The organism is Streptomyces sp. NPDC057623 (assembly GCF_042800355.1).
In the GTDB taxonomy this organism is placed as follows: Bacteria; Actinomycetota; Actinomycetes; order Streptomycetales; family Streptomycetaceae; genus Streptomyces.
The window spans coordinates 25,943-46,768 of the sequence record NZ_JBHVGZ010000015.1 but is presented as its reverse complement, the minus strand read 5'-3'; the positions used below and the strand labels follow the sequence as shown (position 1 = coordinate 46,768).

16 protein-coding genes and 1 pseudogene are annotated in these 20,826 nt (G+C 68.0%); 10 read left to right on the top strand and 7 right to left on the bottom strand.

Going from position 1 to position 20,826, the window contains the following annotated elements:
- Positions 1-59: 59 nt before the first annotated feature.
- The 7 genes from ACFU95_RS17890 (at position 60) to ACFU95_RS17860 (ending at position 7,161) form a co-directional block, all read left to right on the top strand.
- The gene (locus ACFU95_RS17890; protein WP_383828221.1) at positions 60-866 is read left to right on the top strand and encodes a hypothetical protein; all 807 of its coding nucleotides are present in this window, start codon (positions 60-62) and stop codon (positions 864-866) included.
- Positions 863-1,249, top strand: coding sequence for a DUF317 domain-containing protein (locus ACFU95_RS17885; RefSeq protein ID WP_383828219.1), 387 nt, complete (start codon positions 863-865; stop codon positions 1,247-1,249). The genes ACFU95_RS17890 and ACFU95_RS17885 overlap by 4 nt, the downstream gene beginning before the upstream one ends.
- Positions 1,250-1,355: 106 nt before the next feature.
- The gene (locus ACFU95_RS17880) at positions 1,356-2,225 is read left to right on the top strand and encodes a hypothetical protein (protein WP_383828217.1); all 870 of its coding nucleotides are present in this window, start codon (positions 1,356-1,358) and stop codon (positions 2,223-2,225) included.
- Positions 2,225-3,496, top strand: a complete 1,272-nt coding sequence (locus ACFU95_RS17875) for a DNA cytosine methyltransferase (protein WP_383828464.1) — start codon at positions 2,225-2,227, stop codon at positions 3,494-3,496. The genes ACFU95_RS17880 and ACFU95_RS17875 overlap by 1 nt, the downstream gene beginning before the upstream one ends.
- The gene (locus tag ACFU95_RS17870; RefSeq protein ID WP_383828215.1) at positions 3,496-4,626 is read left to right on the top strand and encodes a DnaB-like helicase N-terminal domain-containing protein; all 1,131 of its coding nucleotides are present in this window, start codon (positions 3,496-3,498) and stop codon (positions 4,624-4,626) included. Before ACFU95_RS17875 ends, ACFU95_RS17870 begins: the two co-directional genes overlap by 1 nt.
- A 66-nt stretch (positions 4,627-4,692) precedes the next feature.
- On the top strand, positions 4,693-6,066 hold the full coding sequence (locus ACFU95_RS17865) for a DUF317 domain-containing protein (RefSeq protein ID WP_383828213.1): 1,374 nt from the start codon (positions 4,693-4,695) through the stop codon (positions 6,064-6,066).
- A 234-nt stretch (positions 6,067-6,300) separates the two neighbouring features.
- Positions 6,301-7,161 carry a nucleotidyltransferase domain-containing protein gene (locus ACFU95_RS17860; protein ID WP_383828211.1) on the top strand — a complete coding sequence of 287 codons (861 nt, stop codon included), beginning with the start codon at positions 6,301-6,303 and terminating at the stop codon, positions 7,159-7,161.
- Positions 7,162-7,278: 117 nt separating this feature from the next.
- Here ACFU95_RS17860 and ACFU95_RS17855 read toward each other — a convergent pair whose 3' ends face one another.
- The 3 genes from ACFU95_RS17855 to ACFU95_RS17845 are packed head-to-tail and all read right to left on the bottom strand — an operon-like array spanning position 7,279 to position 13,165.
- Entirely contained in the window at positions 7,279-10,356 is a 3,078-nt protein-coding gene (locus ACFU95_RS17855; protein WP_383828209.1) for a type I restriction endonuclease subunit R, read from the bottom strand.
- A 3-nt stretch (positions 10,357-10,359) separates the two neighbouring features.
- Complete coding sequence (locus ACFU95_RS17850) at positions 10,360-11,601, bottom strand: hypothetical protein (protein WP_383828207.1); 1,242 nt, start codon at positions 11,599-11,601, stop codon at positions 10,360-10,362.
- A complete protein-coding gene (locus ACFU95_RS17845) occupies positions 11,594-13,165 on the bottom strand; it encodes an N-6 DNA methylase (protein WP_383828205.1) in 1,572 nt (523 codons plus the stop codon). The genes ACFU95_RS17850 and ACFU95_RS17845 overlap by 8 nt, the downstream gene beginning before the upstream one ends.
- A gap of 310 nt (positions 13,166-13,475) precedes the next feature.
- On the opposite strand from ACFU95_RS17845, the pseudogene ACFU95_RS17840 reads away from it, so the two are divergent.
- A pseudogene (locus ACFU95_RS17840) lies at positions 13,476-13,628 on the top strand (hypothetical protein); the annotation flags it as partial.
- A 269-nt stretch (positions 13,629-13,897) separates the two neighbouring features.
- The gene (locus ACFU95_RS17835) at positions 13,898-14,680 is read left to right on the top strand and encodes a hypothetical protein (RefSeq protein WP_383828462.1); all 783 of its coding nucleotides are present in this window, start codon (positions 13,898-13,900) and stop codon (positions 14,678-14,680) included.
- Positions 14,681-15,291: 611 nt separating this feature from the next.
- Here ACFU95_RS17835 and ACFU95_RS17830 read toward each other — a convergent pair.
- Positions 15,292-16,182, bottom strand: coding sequence for a transporter (locus ACFU95_RS17830; RefSeq protein WP_383828203.1), 891 nt, complete (start codon positions 16,180-16,182; stop codon positions 15,292-15,294).
- A gap of 339 nt (positions 16,183-16,521) precedes the next feature.
- Positions 16,522-17,610 carry a redox-regulated ATPase YchF gene (gene ychF, locus ACFU95_RS17825; RefSeq protein ID WP_383828201.1) on the bottom strand — a complete coding sequence of 363 codons (1,089 nt, stop codon included), beginning with the start codon at positions 17,608-17,610 and terminating at the stop codon, positions 16,522-16,524.
- Between the two features lie 392 nt (positions 17,611-18,002).
- Here ychF and ACFU95_RS17820 point away from each other — a divergent pair, with 392 nt between their 5' ends.
- On the top strand, positions 18,003-18,722 hold the full coding sequence (locus ACFU95_RS17820; protein WP_383828199.1) for a DUF6542 domain-containing protein: 720 nt from the start codon (positions 18,003-18,005) through the stop codon (positions 18,720-18,722).
- A gap of 78 nt (positions 18,723-18,800) precedes the next feature.
- Here the strand turns inward: ACFU95_RS17820 and ppgK are convergent, their stop codons facing one another.
- Both ppgK and ACFU95_RS17810 read right to left on the bottom strand, forming a co-directional pair.
- Positions 18,801-19,550 carry a polyphosphate--glucose phosphotransferase gene (ppgK, locus tag ACFU95_RS17815; RefSeq protein WP_383828197.1) on the bottom strand — a complete coding sequence of 250 codons (750 nt, stop codon included), beginning with the start codon at positions 19,548-19,550 and terminating at the stop codon, positions 18,801-18,803.
- A 29-nt stretch (positions 19,551-19,579) separates the two neighbouring features.
- Entirely contained in the window at positions 19,580-20,605 is a 1,026-nt protein-coding gene (locus ACFU95_RS17810) for a 4-hydroxy-3-methylbut-2-enyl diphosphate reductase (protein ID WP_383828195.1), read from the bottom strand.
- Positions 20,606-20,826: the final 221 nt, after the last annotated feature.

Here is a 20,826-nt window from a genome sequence, read left to right as displayed (position 1 = left end):
GCCACCCCATCCCCACGCCCCCACTCGATCTGAATGAACAAGTCGACCAACTAAGGCAGTTGGCATCCGACTTCGAAGCCCTCAAGGCGCGCGTGCGCGACATCTCCTACACCCCCGGCACGGACGCACTGCGCCGCATCAGCCCCCTGCTCCTGCAGGCACAGGACCTCACGGCCACCGCCCTGGTGCGCCTCACCGCGCTCGACAACAGCACGTACACGAGCGTCGCCGGCAGCCGGGCCGGTCTGGAGCTGATGGCCTCGGTCGTGTCCTCGTCGTCGCTCGCCGGCACCGACCTGGCCCACGTGGTGCTCGCCAACCTGTTGGAGGGCGCGCAGTTCGCCGGATACCCGGCCGATGACGAGGCGGTGCGCACCGTTCGTCACGCCGAGGCCACCCCGCAGATGAACGGGCACCTCAACGATGCCGTCCACCAGCTCGACCTGTGCGCGATCGGCTGCCGCTACCTCGCCCACGGCATCACCGAGGAGCTGGCCGCCGCGCATGAGCACAAGTCTGCGGTCGTACAGCAGGCGCCTGGCCCCGCGCTGACTCCGGCCCAGTACGACGCCCTCACCGCCCTGAACGGCGGAGGCCGTCTGTACGAGAGCGCCACCCGCGGTCTTGGCGTGACCCGCGTCGCCACCGACGACGGCACCCGCGTTTCCATCGCCACCTTCCGGGCCCTGGCCAAGCGCGGACTCGTCATTCACGACACCAGCACTTCCCTGTGGGCCGGCGGGCAGAAGATCACCGTCACCGAACAGGGGCAGCAGGCTCTGACCCGGCCGCGCCCCCGCACCGTGTTGACCACCGCAGTCGCCGCCCCGCCCAAGACCGCCCAGGTGCAGGGAGCCCATCGGTGAGCGCGTACGGACCCGACGACCGGGTCATGGTCTCCCCGCGGTACATGGCCGGCGCGAGTGACCGGCTCGCCGACGCGATCGGCCCGCTGATCCACCTCTTCGGCTGGCCCACGCAGCACGACGCCGCCACCGGGCACGTCAAGATCGACAGCCCCGACGACAGCATGTTCGTCGACTTCGACCCCATTCACCCCCTCGGACAGTGGTGGACCATCACGCACCACGAGCCGTACTGGGAAGTGCAGTTCAGCCGGCAGACGCCCCTGGAGGCCATCGCCGCCGTCACTCAGGCTCTGCCCCAACTGCTCGGCGACACCCGGCACGCCGAGCGCATCCCGGTCACGGACTCCGCTGCGCAGCGCGCCTCCACTCCCCGCCGCTGACCGACCCGCCCACGGACAGCGCCCCATTCTCCACTAGGACGTCCTCATTTCCGACAACCCCGTATTCCGATCCATTTCGCTCGGCGCCGGAATTCAATCCAGCGCCATGCTCGCCCTGTCAGCAGAAGGGATTCTCCCCAGGGTCGACTACGCCATTTTTGCCGATACAGGGTGGGAACCGAATGCCGTATATTCCCATCTCGACCGCCTGGAGCGAGAGGTAGCGAAACCGGCAGGTATACCCATCCTGCGCGTGACGTCCGGAAACATTCGCAGCGATGCGCTCGACCCGGATCGCAGATTCGCCTCCATGCCGCTCTACATCCTCAATCAGGACGGCAAGGCAGGGATGACCAGGAGGCAATGCACAGGCGAATATAAGATAAAACCGATCAAGAAGAAGATTCGCGAACTCCTCGGCTACCCGTACCCCATCCGCATTCCACGCGATGTGTTTGTGGATCAGTGGGTGGGCATCTCGACGGATGAATTCCACCGCGCCAAGGACGCGGACGTGAAGTACATGCGCAACCGGCACCCGCTCATCGATATAGGCTGGTCGCGCAGCGACTGCATCCGTTACCTGTCCTCGATCGGATTGGCCGACACTCCGAAATCGAGCTGCCTTGGATGCCCATTTCACGGCAACGCCCAGTGGCGAAATATTCGCGACAACTCTCCTGCCGAGTGGGCAGACGTGGTGGAGTTCGACGCCGCTATCCGCAAGGGAAACGCCCGCGCCAACGCTACCGGGAACCGGCTTCTGGGTGAGGCATTCCTGCACCGCTCCCGCGTTCCGCTGAGCGAAGCCCCGATCGACCACGTAACCGCCGCTGAATGGGCCGCGCTCCAGCAGGAACTCGGCACCGAAGAAGCCACGCAGCAACTGGAAGAGGGCGTAACCGACGGGTGCTCTCCTTGGACCTGCCGAGGTGAAATCGCAGCCACGCAGGACGACTTCGGGCTGGCCACGTGATGGTGCTTGACCTGTTCGCGGGGCCCGGCGGCTGGAGCCACGCGCTGGCTGTGCTCGGCGTGCGGGACATCGGCCTGGAATGGGACGAGTGGGCCTGCAAGACCAGGGCCGCGCAAGGGCAGTTGACGATCCGGACCGACGTGGCGATGTACCCGGTCTGGCCGTTCCTCGGGAAGACCACCGGGCTCATCGCCAGCCCGCCCTGCCAGGCGTGGTCGATGGCCGGCAAGCGCCTCGGCCTCCTTGACCAGCCGCTCGTCCACCAGGCCGTCGCCGACCTCGCCACCGGACGCGACACCCGCGAACAGCTGCTGGGCGCCTGCCGCGACGCACGCTCGCTGCTCGCCGCCGAGCCCATGCGCTACCTGCACGCCCTGAACCAGCACGGCCAACCCGAATGGGTCGCGATGGAGGAGGTGCCCGACGTGCTGCCGCTGTGGCGCCAGTACGCCGCGATCCTGCGCAGCTGGGGCTATTCGGTATGGTCCGGCATCCTGAACGCGGCGGACTACGGCGTCCCCCAGACGCGGCGCCGAGCGATCCTCCTCGCCTCCCGTACCCGCACCGCCGAGCCGCCGCTGCCCACACATGCCAAGGCCGCCGAGCCCGAGTCTCTGTTCGGGCCGGGCCGCGCCAAGTGGGTGTCCATGGCCGAGGCGCTCGGCTGGGGCGCCACCGACCGGCCCGGGCCCACCGTGTGTGCCGGCGGCGGCCCGGGAGGCGGCCCGGAGCCCTTCCCCTCCGGCTCCCGCAAGACCCTCTCTGACGCCCGCGCCCGCGGCACCTGGTCGCCGCGCAGCGACACCGACGTCGTCCCGGCCTTCCACCGCGAAAGCTCCGGCAAGACGGCGGGTCACTGCAGCCGCGAGACCCGCCCGACCGGGGTTGCGGCCCCCTCGCTCGCCCCTGACGCCCGCCGCTGGGCGTGGTCGCTGCGCAGCAACAACCAGGCCAACGCCACCGTCCGACGGTTGTCCGAGCCGGCCGGCACGCTGTTCTTCGGCCACCGGGCCAACGAGTGCACCTGGGTCGCCGATACCACCGCCGGCCGCCTGGAGGGCGAGCAGCAGCCGGTGCCGGATCCGATCAGGATCACCGCCCGCGAAGCGGGCATCCTGCAGAGCTTTCCCGCCGAGTACCCCTGGCGGGGCAACAAGGGCCAGCAGTTCTCCCAGATCGGCAACGCCGTGCCTCCGCGTCTGGCAGCCCACCTGCTCGCCCCGCACCTCAACAAGCCCGTCAATCCTGAGGACTTCACCCTCGCCGCCTGATGCCCCACACCCCCGACACCTCTGACGCCCCCGAGGACGACGATCTGGACCGCGTGCGAGCTCCCATGCCCGTGTACTACGCCGAACAGGCCCTCCTCGGCGCCCTCCTCCTCGAACCCCGGCGCCTGGCCGACACCGGAACCCTGACCGCCGGCCACTTCGACAACCACAGCCACGCCACCCTCTTCACCGCGATCCGCGCCCTCCCGGCGCCCGACCCCGCCGACCATGCCAAGGACACCGCCTGGCTCAACAAGGTGCTGGAACACGCCCGGTCCCAGGCCCGCGGCCTGAGCGCCTCCTACATCCACGGCCTCATCCAGTTCTGCCCGCAGCCCCAGCACGCCGCCGCGTACGCCCGGATGATCCGCGCCGACCACGCCCGCCGCACCCTGCGGCTGCACGCCGAACGCCTCGCACACACCGCCACCGACGCCACCAGGCCGGACCCCGCCGCCGCGACCCTCGTCCAGGCCGACGCCCTCGGCCGCGTCCTGGACGACCTCGCCGGCCAGTTCGCCCCGCACCCCGGCTCCCTTCCCCGCACGCCACCCATCAGTGCCGTCGCGCGGCACGGCAGCGAGGAAGACCTCGACGAGGAACGCCTCTTGCTCGCCACGGCCACCGCTCATCCGGCTGAGGTCCAGCAGATGCGGTGGTTGGCGGCGGAGGACTTCATCTGCCCGCTGCACGCCAAGCTGTGGCAATGCGTGACCGCCCTGGTTCACCGCGGTGACATGGTCGACCCCGTCACCGTCCTCGGCGAGGCCCAACTCCGCGGACTGATCACCGACGCCCTCACCTCCCGCGACCTGATGGCCCTGGTGTCCACGCCCGCGGGCTCCCCCGAATACTGGGGCGAGAACGTCCTTCGGCGTGCTCTCCTCGCCCGCGCCCACACGGTCGCGACACGGATCACCGCCTACACCGACGACCTCGCCAACACCCCCCACCAGCTCGTCACCGGCAGCCGCCGCGCCCTGGCCGACCTGAACGCCCTGCGCACCCGCTGGCGCCACGCCACCTCACCGGTGCCGGCGACCAGACCCGCGCGTGCCCGAGCCACGGCCGCGCCCCGGGCCGGCCCGCCGCCTGCCACGGCCCCGCCCGCCGCGCGCCTGTCCCGCTGACCCCGAACCGGCCGGTGACCGGACCTCCCCACTCCGGCCACCGGCACGAGAGAGCAGCCCCTTTTCGTGACGCCACCCGCCATCGACGCGCATGTCCGCCTCGATGCCCACCCCACCCACACAAGCGCCGTGACCGCCATCCTCACCGGCACCCGGCAGGACCTGGCCCGCCCCGTGCTGACCGCGCACGGCTTCGAAACCCTCAACGATCACGCCCTGGTCATGGCCCGCATCGACCGCGAGGAACCGCACTGGGCCGACACGGCCGCCCAGGCCCTGGCCGCCCAGGGCATCACCACGCAGATCACCGACCGGCTCCGCGAAGCGATCGATGAGGAATGGACCTGGGCCAGCCACCCCACACCCTGGTGCACCCGCCAGGAAATCCGTGAAATCTCCAACGAAGCCAACAGGATCTACGACGACATCCGCCACGGGCGGCTCCTCATCCACGCCCACGCCGAGGACGGCCACACCACCGTCGCCATCGGCACCTACCTCGACAGCGGCAAGAGCGTCTACCTCCGCGGCGAAGACCACCTGCGGCAGATCGCCGACAGTTTCGACTCTCTCGCCCAGGCGCTGACGGCCTTCGAACACCTCCACGCCGACACCATGCGCCCCGGCCCCGCACCGCTGACTGACACCGAACGCGAAGCAGCCCAAGCCCGCACCTCCCTCGGCACACCGCCCGCCGAGCCCGAACCACCCGTCCCCGAACCGGAGATCGTGCCCGCCCACGCCGCCGACCCCGGCAACCACGAAGCCGCCCTCAACACTTTCCTCACCGACAACGGCGACTGGGAGCGCTACAACACGTGGGACGACAACACCACCGTCGCCACCCACGAATCGCTCACCCTGCGCATCCTCTTCGACCACGAAGCCCACGCCCGGGACGCGCAGTGGACCATCGCCGCCTACGAGACACCGGTCAGCGACCGCATGTGGCACATGACCATCACGCCCGCCACCCCCCAACCCATCCTGGACACCCTGCTCACGGCCCTCAGCCACGGAGATGTCTGGGAGACCGCGCTCGGAACCCCCATCACTGACAAGACCGTCGCCCAGGCCACCCGTCCCCTCGCCGACGCAGGCTGGACACCCACCGTGGACGGACACCGACTGCGCTGGCAGACCCAGCCAAGCGACGTGGGCGTGCAGTTCGACGCCTTCGCCGCCAACGCGCCCCACCGGCCCCTCGACACCTGGACCATCTGGTCCGGCCCCAGCATCGACCAGCCCACCTGGGCCATCCGCGCCTCCGTCTACACTCCGGCCGGCCTCCTCGCCGACCTCGCCGAAGAACTCGCGCACGGCACCGGCACCCGCCGCCCCCGAAGTCCCGGCACGCCCCGGCAACCGCCCCAGCCCACCACGGTGCGCCCCGCCGCCGCGCCACCCGGCCCGCAACCCCAGGCCGGCCGACCGCGCTGACCGGCAAACACCGCCATGGTCAAAGCGGGCACGGGGACGCCGCAAGGCCACCCGCACCGTGCCGTCCGTCTGCGCCTCCGCACAGGCTTGCGTTGCACTGAACGCCGGTGCCCGGGCCCGCCCGGCCAGCCCGGAGGGCTGGAACGTTCCTGGATTCCCTCTTCAGCGCACTCTCGCCAGAGCCCTTGGCCCATAAGGTCGAACCAGCGGCCGTGCACAGCAGAGGGAGCCTCAATGAAGCGCGAGCGGGCAACGGAGCTGCTCCACGAGATGCTCGACAGGCTCGAGGAAGGCGATCGCCCCCTCGACCTCGTGGACGAGGTCTACGTCTTCGGTTCGTACGCACGAGGCGCGCTTGAGCCGGGAGACCTCGATGTGGCGGTGGTCCACCACACCGACACCGAGTTCACCGAAGACGTCGTCGGCGCCATCATCTACGGCCGGGACCCCATGGCGGGCATGAAACGCGCGCTCAAAGGCAACAGGCGCGGCTTCCAGTTCCAGTTCAACCAGAACGACCGCCTCCCCGAAGGCTCCGAGCCACAACTGCTGTGGAAGCGCGGAGACACCCGCGCCACCGCAGAAGAGCGGCTGCAGGCGATGACGGCGGACCCGGAGGCCGGCCGAGCGTCCCGCGACGCCATAATCGAACAGTTCGACGGACTCGACCGGTGGATGCCCTTGCCCGTACGCGTCCGGCTGGTGGAACTGCGCAACGCCGGCGCGATCGAGATCAGCCGCATCCAACTCCCGGCCGACGACCCCACCCACCCGGCCGCCCTGGCCGCCCTCGGGCGCCGGTGGAAGCCGGACAGCCCACTGCGCCGCGCCGCCGCTGCCGCCGTGCGTTACACGGAGGACACCGGCATGTCCCCGCCGTCCGTGTGGGTACAGGGACAACCACTCGACCACCGCCGCGACCAATACGGCGCTGGCGCTCTGTGGATCAACCTCGGCTGGTACCACTTCGACCAGCTCGTATTCCGGCTCCGTGAGGGCGCACAGAGTCTGGAGGTCGTCCGCCCCACACGGACACAGCCGCTGCACGCCCTCCACATCACCGTGCTCGACATCGCAGCGCTGCCCCCGATGTAGCACTCCCGCCAGCCGGAATGACGACGAAACGGCGTGGCTCAGGGGACAGATCAGGGCGCCGAGCAGCGCGACGGGGCCCGACAACCGCCACAAGCTGCCGGGCCTTCCATGCATTCGTCAGTCAACGAGGTAGTGGGCTTCGATGTAAGCGACGGTGGAGTCATAGGGCTCCCCCACCGGCTTCAACGCATACCTGCGGAAAACCGCGGCAGTGGCACGACGGACGCCTCGGTTGCGAGCGTCAGCGTTGTCCCATGCCCGGCCTAGGGTGCGGGTGACTACCTGGTCGATCTCCTCGGCCAAGTTCCGCTCCGTGATGGTGACACCGGCCGGTGCGTGATCGTGAATGATCCGGGACAGGACGCCTACGTGGTCGTCGTCCAAGACCACGACGGCTTCATCGGGGTGCTTCTCTGCGTCCACGATGGCGCGGGCAACCCGGAGGGCTTCAGACAGGAAGTCCAGTGCATCTTGGGAGTTCTGAATGATCCGGTCCCGCAGCTGCCTGATCCGCTCCGCCAGGGCGGTGTACTTCGCGGACCCCGGTTCGACGCCCTTCTCGAGGGCGGCCTTGATGTGGTCCAGGATCTCCGCCGCGGACGGTGGCCTCTTGTCCTCGTCGCCGTCCTTGCCGGGCTTGGGGCGGACAAGAGCCAGAAGTTCCTTGAGGATGGCGATGCCTTGGGCGTCCAGGACGAGGGCTTCTTCTTGAGAGGCAGCTACAGAGAAGGAGTGGACGTGGGCGTTGATTATCTCCAGGACCATCGGCCCTAGTTCGCCCAGCCGTTCCTTCCTCTCCTCGTCGGAGGACTTCTTGAACAGGGTCGTGTACACGGACCCGAACAGCCCGAAGCCGTCCTGGTACTTGGTGATCCGCTTGTCGGTGTTGATGAGCGGGTACAGGCGGGCCAGGAGCCGGTAGTCCTTGCTGAACGCCTCGGCGGCGGCCGGGTTGCCGTCCAGGAAGAGGTTGATGGTTCGCACGGACTCGTATCCATGAACTGTGAGGTCCAGGCCGTCCACGTCTGCGAGGAGGTCTTCGATGCGGGCGAAGGTGGTACGGAACTCGGCGACCAGTTCGGTCAGGTCGGTGACGAACCCACCACCCTTGCCGGCCCCCTTCGCGGTGGGGTCGACCACGGCCCGCTGGACCTCCTCGGCCAGGCCGATGTAGTCCACGACCACGCCGTCGGTCTTCACGAACCCCGTCGGGGACACCCAGGTGCGGTTCGGGCGGGTGATCGTCTGGAACAGAGTGTGGGCCTTGAGCGGCTTATCCAGGTAGAGGACGCCCTCGTTGGGAGCGTCGAACCCGGTCATCAGCTTCGCGGTGACCACCAGAAAGCACAGCGGGTCGTCCGGGGTGAGGAACCGCCGCTTCTGCTTTTCCTCGTCGACCTCCGAGAGCTGATACGGCCGCATGGCGGCGTCTTCGTCCTTGGAGTCCTTGACGTGGATGTTCACCTCGGCGGTGATCCGCTCGTGCTTTCCGACCTCGGCAAGCACCTGGGATGCCTCATAGCCGGCCAGCAACTCGTTGATCTTGTCCGTGTACGCCACGGCCAGCTCTCGGTTGTAGGCAACGACCTGGGCCTTGAGGCCGTTGCGGTAGGCGCTGGCCAGGTAATGGTCCACGATGTCCTGGCAGACCGCGTGGATGCGGTTGGGATTGGCGAACACCGAGGTGAGGCGCCCGAACTTGCGGGACAGGGCCTCGCGGTCGGGGTCGTCGAGGTCGAATTCGTCGGCGAACTGGTCGAACTCGGCCTGCAACGCCTGGTCATCTATCTCGAAGGTGACCGGGCGCGGGTCCAGCATGACCGGGACGGTCGCCTCGTCCAGCAGAGACCGGGACACCGAGTACCGGTGCAACACCCTGTCAGGGTCACTCTCCTCACCGAAGAGAGCGAAGGTGTCGGTGGCTAGGTTCCTGACGGGGGTGCCGGTCATGCCGAAGAACTTCGCGTGCGGCAACGCCGCACGCATCCGCCCGGCGAGGGACTTCTCCTTGGCGGACTGGGTGCGGTGCGCCTCATCGACCAGCACGATGATGTTGTCCCGGGTCGACAGGCCCGCGCCGGCGTCGGCGAACTTGTGGACGGTCGTGGAGATGACGCCGCGCACGTCATCAGCCAGCAGGGAGCGCAACTGCTGGCTGGTGGCGGGCTTGTGGAAGTAGGCGTGCCCCATCGCGGAAGTGAACACGCCGGAGGTCTGCCGAACAAGATCAGTCCGGTCCGAGAGCAGAATGATCGTGGGAGACTCAGTGCGAGTGTCGGTCAGGAGCAGCGAGGCAGCGAACACCATCAGCAGCGTCTTCCCAGACCCCTGGTGATGCCAGATCAGGCCCTTCGACCCGCCCGCCAGAACCCGCTCATGGATCAGGTGCGCGGCCTCCATCTGCGGGTAGCGGGGCAGGTACTTCATGTCCACGCCATCCCCGGAGGTGTCGAAGAGGGCGAAGTTGGCGAGCATGTCCAGGATCGTGGACGGAGTGAGCAGCAGCTCGACGGAGCGCCGCATGTCGGCCTGTCCGGACAGGTTCTCGTCATCGGCGGTGGACCTAAACGGCTGCCACAGGTTCACGGGCGCGCCCGCGGCGCCGAACCGCAGCTTCAGTCCGTCGGATGCGACGGAGAAGACATTGGGAGTGAAGAACCACGGGTACTCGGTGGCGTATACGTCGTTGATCTCGCGGGCCGCGTCCGCCCAACCGGACTTCGCGGTCGGAGACTTCACCTCGACGACGACTAGGGGCAGCCCGTTGACCCAGTACACGAGGTCGAACCGGCGGGAGGTCTTGCCGGGGATGGTGATGGTCACCTCGTCCGACACGACCAGTGTGTTGGCCGTCGGGTGCTCGAAGTCGATGACCTTCAGGGCGTGCCAGACGCCGTCGGCGTCCCGGAACTCCTTGTGCCCGCGCAGCAGGTTCAGCACCAGCTCGTTGGCCCGCACCAGGCCACCCTCGACGGCGTTGACCGTAGCGACGATCTCCTCGACAACCGCGTCCACATCAAACCCCGTGATCACCCCAGGGTTTAACCGGACGATGGCATCCCGCAGTTGACTGACGAGCACCGTCTGCGTCGTCTCACGTGGCAGCGATCTGCCCGCTGTGAAGCCCCAGCCCATCGGGAGAGACCACTGGATCATCAGGTTCTGGAACTCACGCTCGCGAATGCCCTTCGCCACGGCTCAGACCTCCTGCTCGGCCGGCTCGATGTTGATCGTTCGATCTAGCAACCCTGACAGGAGACCCGCCCGAACCTGACGGAGACGAGCGGCTTCCGCGCGCAATGCGACGACCGGGGCATCAACGGCTTCAGCCGTCTCAACGAGTCGCGCCTGTTCGTCCCGTGAAGGCACGGCAACCTCGCGGGCGATGTACTCCTTTACCGACAGATTCGTGATCCCAGTCGTGCGGCGGGAATAGTTCTGGGTCAGTCCTGACGCCCAGTCGTGTCGGAGGCGCCAGAACACGTATCTGGGGAGTGCCTTCTCCGGGTCTACTCGCAGCAGCCGCTGGAAGTCGGTGGGCACGCACGGCTCCAGGCCGGGGCCGGCGATAGCGACTCGGCCGACGGGCTGCTCAGGCGAGCCGCCAGACCGCTCCAGGATGATGTCCTGCTCCCGCACCGTCCTGGTGTCCGCCTGCTTGCTCGTGAACGACCGAACCGGCGAGCCGTCTGTTACGAAGGCGGAGGTGCCGGGCGTGTAGATACGAGGCCCGAGCGCGAGCCGATCAACTTCGCCCTCGCCCGCAGGACTGCCCCAGACGCCGCCGACCACATGGGAGCAAAGATCAACAATCCGATGTGGTTCACCCCCTGCCGCGACGAAATGTTCTGCGAGCACCATGTCGAGGAACCTTCGTGCAGTGCTGGCCTCGGAATCGAGTGCGGCGGTCTGCTCGTCAACCGCACCAATGACCTCGACGATCCTCTCCTGCACCGGCAGGGGCGGAATGTCCATGACGATATTGAGAAAATCGGCAGGCTTTACCCGCTCACGCCTGCCACCCATTCCCTTGGAGGCTCCTTGAAGGGCATCCCACATGCGCTGCGTCGTGGTGAGGATGCGAAAGAAGTCGGGGTTCGCATTGGACGCGAAGGAGAAAGTCGGGAATTCCTGTGACGCGAAGGATTCCGACAGATCGGCGGGCGTGACTGTGATCGCGCCCTCGAATGCCTTAAGTCGACTGTAGACGAGCAGTCCCGGGCCAATCCGGTTGAGCTTCTTGTAGGAGGTCGAGCTCCCCGCGACGGGATCGCGATAGAGCAGCCCTCGCCCCCTGTTCAACACCCCCACGGTTGGGTACGACTGGTCCGGGTCCACGTCCACAGTTTCCAGATTCAGGGTGAGGAACCGTGCCAGTGGCGCCCGGACCCAACCCTGCTGCTCACGGGCGGCGAGATCATTGCTCGTCGGGTCACTCATCGAAGCCCTCGATCCCAGCGGCGGCGAGAACCGCGAGCATGCGGGCCTCGGTCTTCTGTCGTTCGGCGCGGGCGACGTTGTAGGTGTCGATGAGAGTGCCGAGATCTTCTTGCTCGGCGGCAGTCTGCTTGATGTACCGCGCGATGTTGAGGTCGTACCCGTTCGCCGCGATCTCCGTGGTGGGGACGAACCGCACCGAGAGGCCAGCATCTCCGTCTGGGTCCACCGGGTTGCCGTCGGCATCAACCTTGGAGTGGTAGGCAGTTACCGCGTCAGCGATGTCTGCCTCGGTCAGGACGTTGCGATTCTTGGCCCTGGTGAACCGCGTGGAGGCGTCGATGAACAGCACGCCGTCCTGACGCTCCGGAACTTTGGTACCGGGCGCTCGGAACACCAGGATCGCTGTGGGGATGGAAGTTGAATAGAAGAGGTTCGCCGGCAGGCCAATGACTGCTTCGAGCAGATCCTCGTCCAGGACCTGCTGGCGGATGGCTGCTTCCTGGCCGCCACGAAAGAGGACGCCGTGGGGCAGGACGACACCGGCCCGCCCCTTCTTCGGGCCCATGCTGGCGATCATGTGCTGCACGAACGCCCAGTCCGCCGACGACTGCGGTGCGACACCGCCAATGGCGCGCGGGTCGTTGGTCCAGGGCTTCCACTTCAGGCTGTAGGGCGGGTTGGCGAGGATCACGTCGAACTGCGCGATGGATCCGTCCGGCTTCTTGAAGCGCGGGTCCTTCAGAGTGTCGCCGACTTCGACCTTGAATTGGGTGAGGTTGTGCATGAAGAGGTTCATGCGGGCCACACCGGCGGTGTCCGCGACGGCCTCCTGGCCGTGCAGTTTGAGGGTGTAGCCGCGCCCGCCGTGGGCCTTCAGGAGGTTCGCGGAGGCGATGAGCATGCCGCCCGACCCGCAAGTCGGGTCGTACACCGACTCGTGGCTCTTGGGGTCCAGGATCTCGACGATCAGCTCGACGACCTCCCGCGGGGTGAAGAACTGGCCAGCGCGGGTACCGGACCCATCCGAGAACCGCTTCAGCAGGTACTCGTACGCCCCACCGAGCACGTCGTGGGACATGTTACCTTCGTGCATCTTCGGGGTGCGGTCCATCGCCTGCATGACCGCCGCCAACACCTCCCCCGGCAGCACCTCTTCCGAAGTCCAGGTCATGGACCCGAACAGGCGGGAGAACTTGTCAGGGTTGGCCGTCTCGATGGCCTGCAGAGAGGCGCGCACCCGCTGGCCGAGGCCGGGCTGGGTGATGGTGGCGAGGATGGACGACCAGGAGGCACGGCGCTCCTGGATAGTGCCGGGATGGATGGACGGGATCTCGAACGACTGGTGGTCGCGGTACTCGATCTCACGGGCTTCCTCGGCGGAGAGGTCGTCCCCCTCATACTCCGCCAGGAACTCCTGGTGATGATGCTCCCAGGTGTCCGAGAGGTACTTCCAGAACATCAGCGGGAAGACGACCGAGGAGTATTGCGCTTCTGGCATCGCCACGCGCAGCTCGTCGGCGGCGTCCCACAACCTGCTCTCGATCTCCTGCTGGGTCACTGCCATCAGTCGGGTGTGTCCTTGCTCGTCAGCGGGCGGCGACCCGCGGGCTGTCATGATCGTGTTGGTCAGCCTATTTTCGCTTGATCCCCCACCGCAGAAGGGGCTTTCGCGAACAACCTGCAGACCGCCAACCTACGCGCAGCCACTGACAACGACGTGATGCACGTCGGACGTGGCACACACGTCATGACCGCCTCGGCATTGAACCGCAGCGCCATCGCGATTGCAGCTGCGCGCGGCACCGACATCCCCTGCTCGCCTCTACCCTCTACGCCGCAGAAACGCTGTGGGCTGGCGCCGCGTGAGCCGCCTCCGCATCGCCGGCACGCTGATCAACTCCCTCCAGTTCCATGACAAGCAGTTCGGCCTGGAGAAGATGTGCGTCGGCGGCGGCCAGGGCATGGCCATGGCCATCGAGCCTCAGGTAACCGAGTTGGCGCCTCGTTCGGCACAACGCCGAAAGTAGTCGTACACACACCCTCCGTGATGCCATGACCCAGAACCCTTGAACCATCAGGGTTCTGGGCCGCTTTGTGATCCAATCTCCCCCAGGATGTGACCTATCTCCCTTCACGCAGGGATTTACGCAGGTCAGAACCGTTCTCACCCTAAACTCCGAGCCCAAAGTCCTGTCCGTTTCATGACGTTACGCACTGACAGCGGGATAGTCCGCCCTTCAAGCTGATGTAGGAAGTCGGGGGCCGACTTTGAACCGGGAGTACGTCAGTGAGCGCCATGCCGATCGCCTTGCTGGTCACCACGGCCGCCACCGGCGCCGTGGGCGTCGCCGTCCTGCGCACCCTCTTGCAGCTGCGCCGACAGGTGGCCGCCCTGCACACCCAGCTCGCCGAGACGAACGCGGCAGCCGCCGCGCGCGGTCTGGTGCCCGCCCCCCGTCTCGCCGGTGAGGCCGACGAGATACGCGCCGCGGTGGCCGAGGCCCTCGCGGAGGAGCGGGAGCGGGAGCTCGCCGAGGCGCGCGCCTTCTGGGCCGCCCAGGAGGCCCGGGACGCCGACGCCCCCACTCTCCTCGGGCTGACCGACAGCGAGCTGTTCCTGCCCCGGCAGAGCGACTTCGTGGGCCTGGAGCACCTGGAGCCGGTCACCGAGCCGGCCCCGGACGCCGACGAGTTCGCCGCCGACTCCCCCGAGTTGGCCGCGGCCCGCCGCCGGCACCCCTCCCACCCGGACTTCGTGCCGCTCCAGTCACCGGTCGCAGGCGACCACGAGCGCACGGTGGCCACACTGGAGGAACTCGCCGCGTCCCGCACCGAACTGGCCGACGTCCGCCCGGGCCCGCTCGGCACCCTCGACGTCTACGTCTTCGCCGACGGCACCACCCTGTGCATGACCCCAGGCCACAAGGAGACGGCGGAACGCCTCGCGGCGGCCCTGACGGCCGGCGAGACCCCGATCCTGCTGGGCGGCTCGGGCATCTCGGGCGCCTACACGCTGACGTTCGCGTGCGGCGAGGAGAACGTCTACATCCTGGCCGACCGGGTCATAGCGAGCCTGTAGCTCTCCAGCCCCACCGGCTCAAACGCCCGCCCGCTTCTGTGCCCGCCACGCCAACTCCCTGGCTAGCCCCAGTGCCTCCGCCGCGGCGCCCCTTTGCAGCCGGGTCTGCGGCGGCGGCCCACAACCTGCCCTCGATCTCCTGCTGGGTCACTGCCATCAGTCGGGGGTGTTCAACGGGCGGCGACCGGGATGGCCACCGCAATCGTGTTGGTCAGCCTATTTCGCGTGACCCCCCACCGCAGGCGCAGCCACTGACAGCGACGTGATGCACGTCGGACGTGGCACACACGTCATGACCGCCTCGGCATTGAACCGCAGCGCCATCGCGATTGCAGCTGCGCGCGGCACCGACATCCCCTGCTCGCCTCTACCCTCTACGCCGCAGAAACGCTGTGGGCTGGTGCCGCGTGAGCCGCCTCAGAAAGGTGGCCTAGCAGCCGCTCCGGCATCGTGAACACGGCAATATAGCGGCGGATCCCCGGTTACCGAAACCGGGGATCCGCCGAATACTTGTAGCTCCACCGCCACTTCCTGACCGCCCGTCGAAAGGCAGCACCGCTACGATCCCTAACGCCACAACCACACAGCACGCAATACCTGGTCCTGGCCCGTCACGCCGAGGCGTAGCTCAGCCGGAACAGGTCCTGGGCGCGCTCCAGGTCCCGCTCGGTGCGCAGCTGAACCTCCAGGTCTCCCGTGCCATGGTGGCCGAGCCCGGTCACGTCCCGGGTAAACCCGGACACCAGATCCACCGCCGTCGGATCGGCCTTCAGGTAGACCAGCACCTTGGTCTGCTGGGGCGGGATGAGACAGGCGAAGTTCCGCAGCCGCTGATAGGCGCGGTACTGCTTGCGCTGCACCCGGGTGACGCCGTCACCCAGGCCGACGAGGACCTCGTCGACTGCCGAAGCCAGCTCGGCCGTCGCACCGCCCTGCTGCCGAACCGGCGGCGCCCCGGGCGCGCTGCGGCGTACCCGTTTGGCCTCTGCCGAGTGCCCGGTGACCGAGGCCACGGTCTCAAGACCAATGTGGTGGCTGCCGAAGTATCGGTAGCGGACCAGGTCGATCGAGCGTCGGTGCTCGCGTACGGCGTGCGCGTCGTAGCGGGTGAAGTCGCCGGCCACGCAGATCAGCCGCGGTGCGCTCCACAGGATCTGGGACGCGGCCGTCACCCCGAGCCGGTCGCGGACCAGACTCCGGAAGGCGTCCTTGTGGCTCATCAGCCAGGCCATGTAAAAGAGGCCCTGGTTGATGACGCCGGCGTCCGTGCCGCGCTTGTACTCCACGATCACGGGCGCACCGTTCTCGTCCAGCCCGAGCGAGTCGATACGCCCGCCGTCGACGCAGTCGATCACGTACTCACTCGCGAGGAACGTGACGCCCAGCATCGCCTCCATGTGCGTCTCGACAAGCTCCTGCACATCCGCCTCGACCGCAGCAAGACGCGGCGTGACCTCAGTCACGCCGCTATTCGTCGTGTGGAACAGCTTCAGGCCCGACACCTTCCCCTCCTCGGCTAGGAGATCGACAACGTCGGGCGGGTGCAGATTTGTTTCCGCAGGGGCCCACGAAGCCGTGAAGAAAGCGTGCAGACGGAGCCTGCAGGCACGCACCCCGCGCACCGGTCAGATCACTGTCCGAAACCCAGCACGGGCGTTCTCATCCCATCCCAGCACGATCCCAGCACGGTAGGGATGAGCAGGGGTGATGACAGGTGACGAGGGGTCAGCTATCCCAGCACCATCCCAGCACGGGAAAAAACTAAGGGCCCGACCCCGAAGAGTCGGACCCTCTCTGACCTGCATGTTTGCCAGATCAGCGACGTGGTGATATGTCAGCCGTTACACGTTGAAGCGGAACTCCACGACGTCCCCGTCCTGCATCACATACTCCTTTCCCTCCATCCGCGCCTTCCCCTTGGCGCGGGCCTCCGCCACCGAACCGGTCTCCACCAGATCGGCGAAGGAGATGACCTCGGCCTTGATGAAGCCCTTCTGGAAGTCGGTGTGGATGACGCCGGCGGCCTCGGGGGCGGTGGCGCCCTTCTTGATGGTCCAGGCGCGGGATTCCTTGGGGCCGGCCGTGAGGTAGGTCTGAAGGCCGAGGGTGTTGAAGCCGACGCGGGCGAGGGTCGTCAGGCCGGGCTCCTCGGCGCCGACCGACTCCAGCAGCTCCATCGCGTCCGCCTCGTCGAGCTCGGCGAGGTCCGCCTCCAGCTTGGCGTTGAGGAAGATCGCCTCGGCGGGGGCGACCAGGGCGCGCTGCTCGTCCTTGAAGCCGTCGTCGACCAGTTCGTCCTCGTCCACGTTGAAGACGTAGAGGAAGGGCTTGGTCGTCAGGAGGTGGAGGTCGTGGAGGAGCTCCTCGTTGCCCGAGCCCTGGACGATGCCCGCCGAGAACAGCGTGTCGCCCTTCTCCAGGATCTCCTTGGCCTCCTCGACGGCCTTGACCTTCGGCGCGATGTCCTTCTTGATCCGCGACTCCTTCTGGAGGCGGGGCAGGACCTTCTCGATGGTCTGGAGGTCGGCCAGGATCAGCTCGGTGTTGATCGTCTCGATGTCGTCCCTGGGCGAGACCTTGCCGTCGACATGGACGACGTTCTCGTCCTTGAAGGCCCGGATGACCTGGCAGATCGCGTCGGACTCACGGATGTTCGCGAGGAACTTGTTGCCCAGGCCCTCGCCCTCGGAGGCACCCTTCACGATGCCCGCGATGTCGACGAAGTCGACCGTCGCCGGAAGGATCTTCTGGGAGGAGAAGATCTCGGCCAGTTTCGCCAGACGCGGGTCCGGGACGCCGACCACACCGACGTTCGGCTCGATCGTGGCGAACGGGTAGTTGGCCGCCAGCACGTCGTTCTTGGTCAGGGCGTTGAACAGGGTCGACTTGCCGACATTGGGCAGACCGACGATTCCGATCGTGAGCGACACGTTGCGACTTCCCGTACGTGAGAGGACTTCAGGGGCTGGGCTGGGGCCCGGTCCTTTTTCGATCTTCGGTGCAGATGATGCAGACGCACGGGCCGATCCACCAGTCTACGGCGTGCCGGCCCCGGCCCGGGCGCCCCGTCGAACACCTGGCCAAGGTCCGCCCCAAGGTGTGTCTCAGGGCCGATTCGCCACATAAACCGACCTAGGTTGGTCGGGTGGAGCGAGACAGGGCGCGACCTGCCGGATACCGGTCTGACGGATACGGATCTGCCGGGTACGGAGCGCGAAGCGGTGCACCGCCGCCGTTGCCACCGCAGGCCGGGCGGGGCAGGGGTGGCGCGGGTCGGGGTGAGCGCGGGTTCGCGCCGGACGGGGACAGTGACGGGGAACGTGTGGAGCGGGGCGAAGGTCGTACGGGGCACGGCGCGGGCGAGTGGGCGCCGGAGGTGAGCGGCGCGAGCCGTGCGCGGGGGATGCGGGGGGTGAGCGGTGTGCCGGGTTCGGGCCAGTCGGTCTGGGCCGCACGGTCGTCCGGGGCGTCCGGATCCGGCGCGGGCGCGAGGCCCTCCCGCCCTGCCCGGGCGTCGCGAGCCGCCGCGTCCGCCCAGCCCGCCCGCTCCACCCGGCCCGTCTCCCAGCGCCGCCGGGACACAGCCCCGACGGCAGCGGCGGCGGTACGTCGTCCGGGGCCGCCGCCCGTGCCGCCGGCCGTACGCCGGTTTCCCAACCCCCGGCTCACCGGCCTGGGCTGCGGCCTGTTCTGCGGTGCCGTGATGTTCCTGCTCGGCCACCTCGACGCGCTGCTGTTCGGGTCGTCGCTCACCGTGTACAGCGTGCTGTTCCTGCCGGTGTGCGCGCTGACCGCGCTCTGGGTGCGCCGGGGGGACCTGATGACCGCGCCGGTGGCGGTACCGATCGCGTTCGCCGTGGGGCTGGTTCCCGTGGCCGACCACGGCGGGGACCTCGGCGATCATCTGATGGGGCTGTTCAGCGCCCTCGCCACACAGGCCGGGTGGCTGTACGGGGGGACGCTGATCGCCGGTCTCCTCGTGCTCGTCCGAAGGGTCCGCCTGCTGGCGCGCAGGGCGGCGGCCCGGCGCCGACAGGCGTGAGCGTCACCGTCGGCGGACGAGGCGACCGGCTCGCTCCCACGACTGCGCGGCCGACAGTGGACGGCTGCAGCGGAGCGCCTAGCGGGCCTTCTCCGCCGCGTGCATCGCAGCGCCCACGATCCCCGCGTTGTTCTGCAGCTGCGCGGGGACGATCTCCGCCTTGATGTCCTCGATGTGGTGCAGGAACTTGTGGGACTTGCGGCTCACCCCGCCGCCGATGATGAACAGCTCCGGGGAGAACAGCATCTCGACATGGGCCAGGTACTTCTGGACGCGATGGGCCCAGTGCTCCCAGGACATGTCCTCGTCCTCCTTGGCCTTGCTGGAGGCACGCTTCTCGGCGTCGTGGCCGTGCAGTTCCAGGTGGCCCAGCTCGGTGTTGGGGACCAGGACGCCGTCGACGAAGAGCGCGCTGCCGATGCCCGTGCCGAAGGTGAGGAGGATCACGGTGCCTCTGCGGTCGCGGCCCGCGCCGAAGTGCATCTCGGCGACGCCGGCCGCGTCCGCGTCGTTGACCACCGTCACCGGGTGCCCGCCGAGGCGGTCGCTGAACAGCGTGCGCGCGTCCGTGTCGATCCAGCTCTTGTCGACGTTCGCCGCCGTACGGATGGTGGATCCGTCGGTGACCACGCCGGGGAAGGTGAGCCCGACCGGCCCGGTCCAGCCGTAGTGCTCGACGACCTGCTTCACACCGTCGGCCACCCCGTCGGGCGTGGCCGGGTGCGGAGTGAGCACCTTGAAGCGCTCCTGAGCGAGATCGCCCCTGTCGAGGTCCACCGGGGCACCCTTGATTCCGGATCCGCCGATGTCCAAGCCGAAGATCTGCATGGCCCTACGTTACGACGCGGGACCGACAGTCACTCCACGGAGTCGGCGGAGCCACCGGACCCCGTGCGCTCGGCGATCAGTGCCGCCGCCTCCTCGCGCAGGTCGCGGCGGAGTTCCTTCGGCAGCGAGAAGGTGATGGACTCCTCGGCCGCCTTGACGAGCTCGACGTCCCCGTAGCCGCGCTGCGACAGCCACTCCAGGACCTCCTCGACCAGCACCTCCGGGACGGAGGCGCCGGAGGTGACGCCCACCGTGGTGACGCCCTCCAGCCATGCCTCGTCGATCTCGCTGGCGAAGTCCACGAGGTAGGCCTCGCGGGAGCCGGCGAGCTTGGCGACCTCGACGAGCCGCACGGAGTTCGAGGAGTTGCGGGAGCCGACCACGATGACCAGCTCGGCCTCGGCGCCCATCTGCTTCACGGCGAGCTGGCGGTTCTGCGTGGCGTAGCAGATGTCGTCGCTGGGCGGGGAGATGAGCTGCGGGAACTTCTCCTTCAGCGCGTCGACGGTCTCCATCGTCTCGTCGACGGAGAGGGTGGTCTGCGACAGCCACACGATCTTCGACGGGTCGCGCACCTCGACCTTGGCGACATCGTCCGGGCCGTCGACGAGCTGGATGTGGTCGGGGGCCTCGCCGGACGTACCGATGACCTCTTCGTGGCCCTCGTGCCCGATCAGGAGGATGTCGTAGTCCTCGTTCGCGAAGCGGACGGCTTCCTTGTGGACCTTGGTGACCAGCGGGCAGGTCGCGTCGATGGTGGCGAGCCTGCCGCGCGCGGCCTCCTCGTGGACGACGGGGGCGACGCCGTGCGCGGAGAACATCACGATGTTCCCCTCCGGTACCTCCTCCGTACGCTCGACGAAGATGGCGCCCTTCTTCTCCAGGGTCTGGACGACGTACTTGTTGTGGACGATCTCGTGCCGGACGTACACCGGAGCGCCGTACTGCTCCAGGGCTTTCTCGACGGCGATCACGGCGCGGTCCACACCCGCGCAGTAGCCACGGGGGGCGGCGAGCAGGACACGGCGGCCTGGCGAAGCAGTCATGCCTCCCATCGTAAGGGTGCGTTCGGGGGGTCGAAGATCGCGTGGGTGACGGGTTGGCGGGGAGACCGACCGTGGGCTGTGAGGGGTGGGAAGCAGAGCGACGGGCGAGGCGGGCGCGAAGGTGTGATGCCGGGAACCGGCACGGGGAGCGTACGACCGGCGGAGGATCCGGGCTGCGCCGGAGGCTCGGCTTCCGTGACCCGGTCGGCCACGGACCCCTCGGCCGGGCC